Genomic DNA, 12,497 nt, shown 5'->3' on the forward strand with positions numbered 1-12,497 from the left:
CCAGCCATCTCAGTAAACCCTTACTTTTTGAAAACATGTACGTTATGACTGCAAATCCCGGTTGAAATCGACCATTTCCGTTCGCAGCAAGAAACCTTTAATGAAAACCTGATTGTGGATTATCTTTTACCAACTCAGTTCAGCCCTCCCAATTGCTCGCTCACATAGCGCTTATAGACCCGACCGATGCGTAGTTCTTTCGAACCAATCCAGAAGGCATCCGCTTCCCGTCGGTCAACCTGCATCAGATGCACAATACATGATCGGCTGATACGAATGAACTGATGCTTTGGCAATCGTTCTTCGGCTTCTTTCATCGTCAGCCGTGTTATGTAGACTTTTCGCTTCGTAATAATTTTCAGGTAGTTTTCCAGACTTTCGATATACTGAATTTCGCTATAAGGAATAGCCTGACGAATTCCATCGACCATACACGAAAAATACCCGGACTCACGGGTAGCTACCGGTGAAGGAGACAATGGCTGAATCGTTTCGCCGGGACGCTGACGGAGGTGACGATACAGAACGAACACGCCCAAACCCGTAACCGTGTACACCCAAAAATTAACCAGAAAAGGGAGTGAACGAGTAATGTTAAACTCGGTGTGTAACACAAAATTCATGTTGAACGACCCCAACGCCATCAGCAACAGAAGTAGTCCAACATATAGCATCTTTTTCCCATTCAGGAACAGTCGTTCAAACAAAATCCGGTTGTGAAAAACGATCCAGCCGTAAAGCAACAAGAGGTATAAATAGGGCGATAGCTTTGAAAAACCCTCGCGCTGATCGATTGCATACCAGTCGGAAAGGTAATGAGCGGCCAATAGGGCACTTAGCCCAAGTACGTTACGAACGATAACATGATCCAGCAGGTGCGAACGTTGCATAAGGCAATTTACGCGCTGAATGTCGGACAGCCAGCAATTACGTGACAAACGGCTTTCGTCACAGGGGGAATCACTTTGTCACTATTCCATTTCCCCTGCGAATTTTCCCAAGCAATTTTAGAGTGGCTTCGCCCATGTATAAACCCCGAAGCCAACTTCCATGCAAACGTTTCATACGCTCAATATTTTTACGCACATCGGCTTTGGTACCCTTGCCCTGCTTCTCGGTTTAGCCGCTCTTCTTTATCAAACTAGCGCTCAACGCCATGTACGCTTCGGACGCTACTTTCTGTATTGCCTGAGCATCGTGGTCGGCACAGCGGCTATCGGTATTGTCTTCTTCCGTTCCAATCCATTTTTACTGATGCTAACCTTGTTGGGGGGCTATGTCGGTTATTCCGGCTACCGCTCCGTTCGGCTCCGGGAACGAAAAAGCGCCACCACAGACGTCCTGATTACAATCGTTGTATTAGTGTCGGGGGGTGCGTATGCAGGTTCGATGCAACTAGCGGGAGGTAACTGGTCGCCCTCGGTTGTGTATTCGACCTTATCGGCGCTGGCCCTTGTCGGAGGCTATGATCTACTCAAGCATTTCTGGCTTTACGAGCGTCTCAAAAGCTGGTGGCTCTACGAACATATTTATAAAATGCTGTCGGCTTATAGCGCTATTCTCTCCGCATTTGCCGGTACGGTGTTGCCCAATTATAAACCCTACAGCCAGATTTTACCTTCGGTGCTTTGCGTCTGGGCCATTGTTTACTTTATCTGGCAACGAGCACGTAATCGACGAAGGATCTCTTTCTGACAGGATTTACAGGATAAAACAGGATTTCTCTAGGCTAAGAATCCTGTTTTATCCTGTAAATCCTGTCAGAAAACAACATATTGGTTATCTTGTACCACAGTTCAACACACTGTGGTACAATTATTTTCGAACTCCGTACAACCTCATGAAACAACTCTTCCTCGTCTGTTTTCTGCTCAGTATTACCACGTCGATGGTCGCTCAGGACCGGCTTATGGGTAAGTCTTTTGCTAACCGGTCGGTCGTGATGGCGCAACACGGAATGGCCTGTACCTCTCACCCGCTATCTACCCAGGCAGCTATCGACATTCTTCGGTCGGGTGGTAATGCCATTGATGCGGCTATTGCGGCCAATGCCATGGAAGGAGTCGTCGAACCTCATGTTAATGGAATCGGAGGTGATCTGTTTGCCATTGTGTGGGATGCCAAAACGAAAAAGCTGTATGGCCTGAACGCGTCCGGTCGGTCGCCGTATAGTCTCACCCTGGCCGAATTGAAGAAACGCGGGCTCACACATATCCCTTCCGACGGTCCACTGCCCGTATCGACGCCGGGTTGCGTCGATGGCTGGTTCGAACTGCACAAGCGGTTTGGCAAAACGCCCATGCCGAAGATTTTGTCGCATGCCATTCGATACGCCCGCGAAGGCTATCCTGTCCACGACGAAGCGGCCTTCTATTGGGCTTCCATGATCAGTCGTTTCAGCAAATACCCAAACGTCAAGGAAACCTACGCACCAAACGGAGCCGCTCCGAAACGAGGAGATATTTTTAAGAATCCGGCTTTGGCCAACACCCTGGAAAAGATTGCAAAAGGTGGACGCGATGCTTTTTACAAAGGCGAAATTGCCCAGACCATCGATGCCTTTATGAAACGCGTCGGTGGCTACCTCAGTGCTAAAGATCTGGCCGATCACACGTCTGAATGGGTGGAGCCCGTTTCGACTAATTACCGGGGTTACGATGTATGGGAGTTGCCGCCCAATAGTCAGGGGATTTGTACATTACAGATGCTGAACATTCTGGAGGGTTACGATTTCTCGAAGATTCCCTGGGGTAGCCCAGAGCATGTTCACCTGTTTGTCGAAGCGAAGAAGCTGGCCTTTGAAGACCGGGCTAAATATTATGCTGACCCTGCGTTTGCACAGATTCCGGTAAAAGAACTTATCAGTAAAGACTATGCCGCCGAGCGCCGGAAGTTGATCGACCCAAATCGGGCTGCCAGTCGTGTTGATGCCGGTAATCCCGCACTACGCCAGGGCGATACCATCTACCTGACCGTGGCCGACGAAGAAGGCAACATGGTCTCGCTGATTCAGAGCAACTACCGGGGCTTTGGGTCGGGTATGGTAGCGGATGGGCTAGGCTTTCAGTTTCAGGATAGAGGAGAGTTATACAGCCTTATTGACGGGCAGAACAATACCTATGCTCCCCACAAACGACCATTTCAGACTATTATTCCCGCATTCGTGACCAAAGATGGGCAACCGTTTATGAGCTTTGGCGTGATGGGTGGTAGTTTTCAGCCGCTGGGCCATACCGAAGTCCTGATGAACATGATCGATTACGGCATGAACCCACAGGAAGCGGGCGATGCTCCCCGTATCGACCACGGCGGTTCCTCAGAACCTACCGGCGAAAAAATGGTCGACTCCGGGCTGATCACACTGGAATCCGGCTATCCTTACGAAACCATCCGCGACCTGATGCGTAAAGGCCATAAAGTAGGCTATGGTCTGGGCGGCTATGGTGGCTATCAGGCCATTATGTACGACGCCAAAAATAAAGTCTACCACGGCGCAACCGAATCCCGTAAAGACGGTCAGGCAGCGGGATTTTAAAAACGATGGATAATGAAAAATGAACAATGGGTAATGCATTTTAAAGACTGGCCTTTACCACACGATACATTTTACATTATTCATTGTTCAGTATCAATTACCTCCCATGCCAACACCGCTGATTACCAACGACGCCATTATTCTGGGGATTTTCCTGGTGCTGCTGACGTTTATTTTCCAGACGTCACAATCCAGCCACCCTTTCTGGCAACGGGCGTACACGTACATTCCCTCCCTCCTGCTCTGCTACATCTTCCCGGCGGGCATGAACAGTCTGGGCATTATCTCGGGCGAACAGTCAAGCCTGTATAAAGTGTCGACCAATTACCTATTGCCAGCGGCTCTAGTGCTACTGACCTCCACCGCCGATCTACGGGCCATTGCCCGACTGGGACAGAAAGCGCTGATCACATTTCTGTCAGGTACAGTTGGCATTATTCTGGGAGCGCCTATTGCCTTCGCCCTGGTCATGTGGTTACTACCCGGTTTTCGCGAGCAAGCGATTGCGCATGAATATTGGAAAGGTCTGGTGACTATTTCGGGAAGCTGGATTGGTGGTAGTAGCAGTCAGTTGGCCCTGAAAGAGATTTATGGATGCAGCGAAGAGCTTTTCGCCATTATCCTTGTCGTCGATGCGGTGGTCTCGACAAGCTGGACAGCCTGCCTGATTTACGGAGCCGCCTACCGCGACAAGATCGATGCCTGGCTCCATGCCGATACACGTTCCATTGAGGAAGTCAGGTTACGGATTCTGGCCTACAAAGAAGAACCGGATCGACCCGCTAACCTGCTGGATTTAAGTACGATACTGGCACTTGGCTTTGGCGGTGGGGCACTGGCACATGCGCTGGCTTACGGCATCTCAACATCTCTACAGCCCTATAAAGCCGCACTAGCCACCTACGGTCTGGACCCGTTCACATCCAATTTTCTGTGGGTCGTCATTTTGTCGACGTCGCTGGGGATAGCCTTGTCATTCACGCGCTTGCGTAAACTCAAAAAACTCGGCACGACCGATCTGGCAACACTGTTCGTCTATTTCCTAATCATGACCATCGGGATGCGACTCGACCTGTCTAATCTGGGTGGCAATCTGGGCTTATTTCTGGTAGCCGTTATCTGGATGATTATCCATGTATTGGTCATGCTAATCACGGCGCGGCTTATTCGGGCACCTTACTTTTTTGTGGCCGTCGGTAGTCAGGCCAACATTGGGGGCGTATCGACGGCCCCGGCAGTGGCATCAGTCTTCCACCCCGCTCTGGCACCAGTGGGCGTATTGCTGGCAGTTTTAAGCCATGTGCTGGGCACTTACGGCGGACTGATCACTGCCTGGCTGATGCGCTTGATCGACTAATCTGGATACTGTTTTCGTTCTATTATGGTTTCAATACCTGCTTTAATTAACGTCCGTCGTACTATTCGGCCTTTTGCATCATAATAGTTCGACTCCTGAGTTGTATCTTGGTTGAAAAAAAGTCTATACACAGGCTTACCCGAATGCTTATTCACCATACCTATTGACTGGATATTTCCATCACTCCCAGGTAATATATCATATTTTAAGGAGGTTATATCTGTTCCAAGAATCATCTCATAGTTCGGTCTTCCATCTCGATGATAGCTTTTCATATACAGGTGTTGCCCGCCAATCCCATAAACATGAAAGCCCAAAAGCTGAGGCCGACTATAAATCTGCCTGACCGAATCCAAGGGAATATTCTTGAGCAAACTTGTCATTCTCAACCTGGCCGAATCAGTTTCTATTTCATACCAATGCCAGCTCGAATCTATTGGAACACCATTGCTATAGCTATCCTTGCTTTCTAAATTACCATCGGCATACCACCAGGTAGCGGCCCCCTCTTTTAGTCCATTTTTATAAAACTCTTTCCCCCATAATACCCCATTCAGATGCCAGACAAGTCGTTCCCCTTCTAGCTTTCCATTTTTATAAAATTCTGTATAGCCTTTCAGTCCACTTGGATAATACTCTTCAATTAACCCTTCCTTTACTTGAACAGGTTTCCCTGTTAATTGCCGGATATAATTTAGAAATTCATCCGTATCGTGATATCGAAAGTCTTTGATTCCCGCATTATCTTTATATCTAGAGGAATAGTCACAGGCGAATACGGTTGCATACCCTTTGAATTCTTTCGTAAAAATGATCCATTCCTGACCCGGCCGAAGTCCGATATCACAAGAGCTCCGATACCCGTCCAATAGAAATTTATCAGGCAGTTGGCCTTTGAACGCTTCAATTACATCGACAGTAAACTGTGCGCCAGTATATTTCTGCCCATTAAGATCTAAACTAATCGGCTCAAACGACTTTACTTTAACTAAAGCAACATAGTTATATTCCTGTAACTTCTCCACATCTAGTGGCTTTAATCGATTACAGAAACAAGCCATTAGCTGCTGGCTAATTAGTAGGTAAAAGGAAAGTAGAAGTAACCGTTTCATACCCCTAATATAAAAAAACATCGGACAGTCAGTTGACTGTCCGATGTCCGAACAACAAATGAACAAAACACAACTAAAAATCTTATTCCATTACCATCTCGGTATGAGCCGATGCCTGAATTTTCTTACCAATGAAGAGGAGCAGCAACGGTACACAAACCAGGAAGAAAGCCCCAATAATCAGGAAAGAATCCGCGTAGGTCATGACCAGCGCCTGCCGCATTACCGTTCCCTGCATCATGCCGTATGCTTTCCCCGTAGCAGTCATCAATGCATCGCCTTTAGACAGAAACAGGTTCGTAAACTGGCGAATGCGCTCGGCTGATAGGGGATTATACATTGAAATATTATCTGATAACCGGGATGCATGCAACACGGTTCGTGTCGATATGTAGGTGGTCATGATAGCTGTACCAAACGTACCACCCAACTGACGAATCATGCCCGTCAGAGCCGAACCCTGGGGAATTTCGATGTTCTTCAAATCGGCCAGGGTAATGGTTGTCAGCGGAATAAAGATCATACCCATACCAATACCCCGGATAATCAGTGGCCAGAAGAAATAATCCGGTCCGGCAGCTAGGCTGATAGCCGACAGGTCGAAACAGAAGCCAAAGAACAGCAGGAACCCAATGGCCGCATACCAGATCGGTGAAATGTAATTTTTACTGAGCAATCCCCCCACAACAGGCATCATCAACCCTGTCATGATTGATCCCGGCATGAGCAGCAGCCCCGTTTGGCTGGCCGTAAACCCTAAGATCGTCTGACAGAATACCGGAATGATGAACACCGACGCGAACAGACCGAAACCCAGAATAAAGTTAAAGAGTGTACCCACTGCAAATCGTCGCTGTCGTAACAAGCTCAGGTCCAGAATCGGCATCTTCACCGCCAACTGACGCCAGATAAATCCGATCAAACCGATACCAGCCGCAATGGACATGACAACGATAAACTCCGAGGTGAACCAGTCTTCTTCCTGGCCTTTTTCCAGTACGATCTGCAAGCCACCGATTCCCATCGTGAGAAGTATAAGCGCCAGCCAGTCCATACTACCCGCCTGCACTTTTTCGGCGGGTTCCTTGATATACGCATAGGTCAGAAACGTTGCCAGGATACCGAAGGGAATATTGATATAAAACACCCAGTTCCACGACAGATTATCGGTGATGTAGCCACCCAGTGTTGGGCCAATCGACGGACCAATGATAACGCCCATTCCAAAAATAGCGTTGGCAATACCAAGCTGTTCTTTTGGAAAAGTCTGAATCAGAATGGATTGAGCCGTTGTTAGCAGTCCTCCTCCCCCAATCCCCTGCACGACCCGGAAAAATACCAATTCCCAAACGTTGGTCGATAGTCCGCAGAAAATAGACGCAATGGTGAAGAGGACGATGGATGCTGCAAAGTAATTTCGACGGCCCAGCTTTGCAGTTAACCAACCCGACATGGTGATCATCACGGCACTGGCGGCTGCGTATCCCGTTACGACCCAGCTAATGTCGCCCAGCGACGCGCCGAGGTTCCCCATCATCTGGTTCAGGGTCACGTTCACAATCGACGAGTCGATGGTTTGCAGCAGGGCCGCTGTCGTCACCGTCAGTACGACGACCCATTTATCAAATCCTAAATTCATAACAGTAGAGATAAATGGATAATGAATAATGTAAAATGAATAATTCAGGTTACGGACTAAGAAGCTCTAAGCAAGACCTATTATGCATTTTACATCATACATTGTCCATTATGAATCATTTATTTCTGTAAATCAACCGCTACGGTGACGCTCATACCCGGACGGATTTTGGCGTACAAGGGGCTATTCTTCTCCAATTCGATACGAACCGGAATCCGTTGCACTACTTTTACATAGTTACCCGTAGCATTGTCGGGAGGAAGCAGCGAGAATTTAGCGCCCGTAGCACCGGCAAATGAACCGACATGACCTACGAGTTTTTCACCACCAAATGCATCGACATCGATATCGACCGTCTGGCCGGGCTGCATTTGCGTTAACTGCGTCTCTTTGAAGTTGGCCGTTACCCACAGATTTGAGTTACCAACTACCGAACAAACAGCCTGTCCAGCCTGAACCAACTGACCAATCTGCACCGCCCGTTTTGATACCACACCTGAAGCAGGTGCTTTGATGACCGTGTACGACAATTGCAGCTTGGCCATTTCCACATCAGCCTGACGTTGTTTGATAGCCGCCTGAGCCACCGTAATCTGCCCTTCCGTAGCCCGACGCTGTGAACTGGTCACGCCCGTTTGTGTACCGGCAGCCGCCACCTGCGACTGGGCCGTTTGTAACTGAGCCTGAGCCGCCTGTAGTTGAGCCTGAGCCGCATCGCGCTCAGCCTGAACGGCATCGAACTGTTGTTGTGGTACGGTTTTTTCGGCCAGCAATCGACTGTATCGTTCAAAATCCTGATTCGCCTTACGAGCCCGAGCCTGGGCCGCCGTTACGTTGGCCTGCGCCGTAGCCACCTGATTGCGAGCCGTTTGCACACTGGCTTCGGAGCTTTGAATCGTGGCCGATGCCACCGCCACCTGCGAACGCGACACCCCGGCAGCCGCTAGTGAACTTTGCAAAGCCGCTTCGGCCTGTTCCAGCCGGATACGGTAATCAGCATCGTCCAGCACAAACAGGGTATCTCCTTCTTTTACAGGCTGGTTATCCTTGAATCGAATTTCTTTCACATAGCCACTGGCTTTAGGAATAACCGGGTTTACGTCGCCATCGATCTGCGCATCGTCGGTGGTTTCGTGGCGTTGCAGGTAGCGAAACTCGCTGTACCCAAAAAAGAGGGCAATAGCCAGAACGATGACACCACCTACTCGGAATAATGTTTTCTTATCCATGATTGTAATTTAACTAGTCAGTTTTTGAGTCATTTAATTGTCATTCGGTGGTCATTACTAGTCATTAATTGTGTTCGCGACGAATCACAACTATATGACAATCAATGGCCATTGAAGGACCGTTACAGATTAGAACTCGTCGCTTTCAACAGACGCTGATAGGCCAGTTGTGCGTCGACGGTTGCATTGATGACGTTGAGTTGAGCCTGAAGCAGGAAACTATTCGCTTCCAGCAGGTCAGTTGAGCCAACCAGTCCATTGCGGAAGCGCGATTCGGTCAGGCGGTAGTTTTCCTGCGCCTGCCCGACAGCGGTACGAATTACATTTTGCTGTTCAAGCGCCAGCTGGTAGTTGTTGTAGGCCGTAACGACTTCCGAACGGATCTGATCGGTTTGTTGCTGGCTTTGCAAACTAGCCTGATCGATAGCCGTTTGGGCACTGTGCAGTTTCCCTTTCATGTTATAGATCGAACCGATATTGTAGGTTATTCCAGCTCCTACATTCCACGCGCTGATAAATGAATTGGCTTCGGGAAATAACCGAGCGGTTGGGTTGATGTAATTATAACCCAGTGATACGCCTAAGTGCGGATACATGCTACTTTTGGTGTTCCGCAGCAATTCCTGACTCGACTGGACACGCAATGCATTGGCCTGTACCTCCGGACGGGTTTGAACAGCCCGATCCAAAAACGAACTAAGCGATTCAGTAACAACCGCCGGATTAGTCAACAGCGTATCGATGGCAATCTGCTGATTTTCAGGCAAGCCTATCAGGAGGTTGAAATTATAGAGGGCTGTCTGACGAGCTTTTTCTACCTGCAAACGGCTTAGATTCAGGTTATTTTTCTGAAGTTGGATTTTCAGCACTTCATTGGCCGTTACAACACCTTCTTTCTGAAGATTCTGCGCATCGCGTTCTTTCTCTTCAAACTGCCGGATATTCTGCTCAATAACCCCAACCGACCGCGCCAGTTTGACGATATTGTAATACGCATCCGTTACCGTATAAACCAGTTCAGAGCGGTTACGCTGAGCATCTAACTGACTGGCTTTTGCCAATAACTCGGCCGATTTCTCTGCCGATTTTTCGGCAAAACCACCAAACACTTCTTTGCTGATCGTAGCCCCACCCATGGTTGCATTGAAGGCTCCGGCCGGAATACCGAACAACGCTTTGCCATCATCGCCCTTCCCGAACGAAAACGGTCCGGTCAGGCTATAACGAGAATAAGCAAGCGATGCATTAGCCGTTGGCAGGCTGCGGTCTTTCGCTTCCTGCAACCGGGCTTCGGCCGCCTGCGTACGCGAATCCGCCAGTTTAATGCCCTTATTGTTCTGGAGGGCCAGTTGAACGGCCTGGTTGAGCGGCATGATGGTCGGCACCTGTTGGGCGGCTACCCAGCCCAGACTTAGTACCCACAGACCTGCTCCTATTATGTATTTTTTCATTTTACTGATTGATTTCTAATTTTTTCCAGTAGTGTATTCATAATGCTTACCTCTTCGTCGGTCAAGTGACTAACGATCGATTCAAAATTCCTAAACTCTCTGGCTACCGTTTCTACAAATCGATATGATTCTTCCGTAAGCCGCAGATTAACGCGCCGACGATTTTGCGGATCAACTTCACGTATAATTAAATTTTTCGCTACTAATCGATCTGTTAAGCGAGTCATATCGGAATTGATATCCGTCATTTTTTCCTTCAACTCACCTGCCGTCAAACTGTTAGGATAAGCCTCCGACAGACGGCGTAAGGTGATGTACTGTTGAACTGACAAATCGAACGGAGCTAACTTTTGTCCAAAATAGTTGAAGATGTAGCTATCCGTTTGATGCAGATTCTTTATTAGTCGGTGGTATTCGTTAACCAATTGCTCTTTCATATCTTAATGGCCGTGTCAAATGTATAACCAATATTCGTTTAAACAAATTTCGTTTAAACGTTATAATTTTATCTACGATTAGTTGGTTAGAAACCTAGAAGGGACATTATCTTATTTTAGTTCAACAAAATCTGTTTATTAGAATAATACAATAATGAGTTATATATAAGCAGACAGGTACTGAGACTATTTGGAGGAACGTAGTGATTTATTTTTTAATGATATTTTAACCGAAATACTGCCTGACAGATACGACAAAGCCCTTCACACCAAGGTGCAAAGGGCTTTGTTTAGGATTGACTATTGCTTATCTACTTTCTACTTAGAGGCTGGCATACTAGTATTGCCAATATCGCGATGGAGTTTCCATCGTCCGTTTTCCTGCTTCCAGATGACAATGTATTTGCCCATATCCAATTGAGTATCGTTAGCGCCGTAGGACACATATCGTCCTTCCTCAATCACAACGCTCCCCTCCTGTGTAGCTGCCACGGTTTCCAGTTTTACCCGCTTTAAACCAGCGTCGTAAGCACCTTTCCAAAATGCATTGATTGCCGATGTGCCCTGCACAATATCACTGTTGGCAAATAACAATTGCCCGTTGGTAGTGTATAAATCACCTATGTTGGCCGCTCCTTTAGCAAACATATCCATAAATCTCTGATTAGCAGCCATAATGGGCGCTTTCATGTCTTTCTGCGCGAAAGTCGATAGACTTTTTAACACAAGCAGTATAGATAAAAGAACAGCATTGCGCATGGTGGTAACTGTTGGTTATAGTGTGTAAATATCAATAAATTTCACTTATCACTTTCTCCAATAACATCCACTTTAGCTAACGGTAATGATGCGGAATGCTGAAAATACAAATCATGGCAATCAGATAGAATTATTCAGTTATTCACCAAAATAGTCATTATCCATTCGTTTAACTTCATAGGTTTGCTGAACTGTTACGCCCAGGTTATAATCTATCATTAATTGGGCTAATTGTTCTCCATCAATTAAAACGATTTTAGTCTCATTACGAGGTACATAATCGGCTGCCTCTCTTGAAAAACTGGATGTAGTGATAAAGACACCTTTTTTAGCGCCCTGCCCGGCTAACGCACCAACAAACTTGTGCAGTTCAGGCCTTCCGACGACATTACCCGGTGCCCATTTTTTAGCCTGAATGTAAATAATATCAAGTCCCAATTTATCTTCTTTAATTGTCCCGTCAATACCTTCGTCCCCGCTTTTACCAATGGCTTTGCCAGCGTCTTTTATTGAACCCCCATAACCCATTTTTACCAAAAGCTCGACCACAAGGCGTTCAAAAAAGGCAGGAGTTAAGGCAACGACTTTGTTTAATAGATCCTGCGCCAGCGTTTTACGAATGCTCTGGTAAGACATTTCAAGTGTTTCTTCGGGTGTCTGCGAAGCGTTTTCATCATTTAATATAACCGTTTGACTCACTCCGTTTTCGCTACGCTTAGTCGTTTGAAATTCGATATATTCTGGATACTGCCTTAAAAAGGCCATATTAATCTTGGGCAAATTTTGTATCAGTACAGAGTGTCCTCTTTCAGTAATTACAAAATAAGAACGCCGTGGTGATTCGAGTAACCTGAGGTGGTCCGATTTAGCGGCACACTGAATTTGTCAGATTTGTATAATACTCCTGTTCAAATTGTTCAGGGCTTCGGTAGCCCAGCGACGAATGCTTTCTCTCCCTATTATAATAGACTTCAAGGT

Annotated in this window: 11 protein-coding genes; 3 read left to right on the top strand and 8 right to left on the bottom strand. The window is 47.2% G+C overall.

What is annotated here, in order from left to right; genetic code table 11:
- Positions 1-134: 134 nt before the first annotated feature.
- The gene (locus ACYVFD_RS34980) at positions 135-890 is read right to left on the bottom strand and encodes a LytR/AlgR family response regulator transcription factor (protein ID WP_461095268.1); all 756 of its coding nucleotides are present in this window, start codon (positions 888-890) and stop codon (positions 135-137) included.
- A 160-nt stretch (positions 891-1,050) separates the two neighbouring features.
- Between ACYVFD_RS34980 and ACYVFD_RS34985 the strand changes: the two genes are divergently transcribed.
- The 3 genes from ACYVFD_RS34985 to ACYVFD_RS34995 all read left to right on the top strand — a co-directional run bounded on the left by ACYVFD_RS34985 (position 1,051) and on the right by ACYVFD_RS34995 (position 4,892).
- On the top strand, positions 1,051-1,695 hold the full coding sequence (locus ACYVFD_RS34985) for a hypothetical protein (RefSeq protein ID WP_461095269.1): 645 nt from the start codon (positions 1,051-1,053) through the stop codon (positions 1,693-1,695).
- A gap of 145 nt (positions 1,696-1,840) precedes the next feature.
- Positions 1,841-3,535 (top strand): gamma-glutamyltransferase, encoded by a 1,695-nt coding sequence (gene ggt / locus ACYVFD_RS34990; protein WP_461095270.1) that lies wholly within the window; start codon positions 1,841-1,843, stop codon positions 3,533-3,535.
- A gap of 106 nt (positions 3,536-3,641) precedes the next feature.
- Complete coding sequence (locus ACYVFD_RS34995) at positions 3,642-4,892, top strand: DUF819 family protein (protein ID WP_461095271.1); 1,251 nt, start codon at positions 3,642-3,644, stop codon at positions 4,890-4,892.
- Here the strand turns inward: ACYVFD_RS34995 and ACYVFD_RS35000 are convergent.
- The 7 genes from ACYVFD_RS35000 to ACYVFD_RS35030 all read right to left on the bottom strand — a co-directional run bounded on the left by ACYVFD_RS35000 (position 4,889) and on the right by ACYVFD_RS35030 (position 12,299).
- Complete coding sequence (locus ACYVFD_RS35000; RefSeq protein ID WP_461095272.1) at positions 4,889-6,004, bottom strand: hypothetical protein; 1,116 nt, start codon at positions 6,002-6,004, stop codon at positions 4,889-4,891. The genes ACYVFD_RS34995 and ACYVFD_RS35000 overlap by 4 nt on opposite strands.
- 82 nt (positions 6,005-6,086) lie before the next feature.
- A complete protein-coding gene (locus tag ACYVFD_RS35005; RefSeq protein WP_461095273.1) occupies positions 6,087-7,643 on the bottom strand; it encodes a DHA2 family efflux MFS transporter permease subunit in 1,557 nt (518 codons plus the stop codon).
- A 119-nt stretch (positions 7,644-7,762) separates the two neighbouring features.
- Positions 7,763-8,872, bottom strand: a complete 1,110-nt coding sequence (locus tag ACYVFD_RS35010) for an HlyD family secretion protein (protein WP_461095274.1) — start codon at positions 8,870-8,872, stop codon at positions 7,763-7,765.
- Between the two features lie 122 nt (positions 8,873-8,994).
- Positions 8,995-10,323, bottom strand: a complete 1,329-nt coding sequence (locus tag ACYVFD_RS35015; RefSeq protein ID WP_461095275.1) for a TolC family protein — start codon at positions 10,321-10,323, stop codon at positions 8,995-8,997.
- Complete coding sequence (locus tag ACYVFD_RS35020; RefSeq protein WP_461095276.1) at positions 10,320-10,760, bottom strand: MarR family winged helix-turn-helix transcriptional regulator; 441 nt, start codon at positions 10,758-10,760, stop codon at positions 10,320-10,322. The genes ACYVFD_RS35015 and ACYVFD_RS35020 overlap by 4 nt, the downstream gene beginning before the upstream one ends.
- A gap of 318 nt (positions 10,761-11,078) precedes the next feature.
- The gene (locus ACYVFD_RS35025; RefSeq protein WP_461095277.1) at positions 11,079-11,519 is read right to left on the bottom strand and encodes a YybH family protein; all 441 of its coding nucleotides are present in this window, start codon (positions 11,517-11,519) and stop codon (positions 11,079-11,081) included.
- Between the two features lie 138 nt (positions 11,520-11,657).
- The gene (locus ACYVFD_RS35030; RefSeq protein WP_461095278.1) at positions 11,658-12,299 is read right to left on the bottom strand and encodes a restriction endonuclease; all 642 of its coding nucleotides are present in this window, start codon (positions 12,297-12,299) and stop codon (positions 11,658-11,660) included.
- Positions 12,300-12,497 lie beyond the last annotated feature (198 nt).

It is taken from the genome of Spirosoma gilvum, assembly GCF_054776815.1.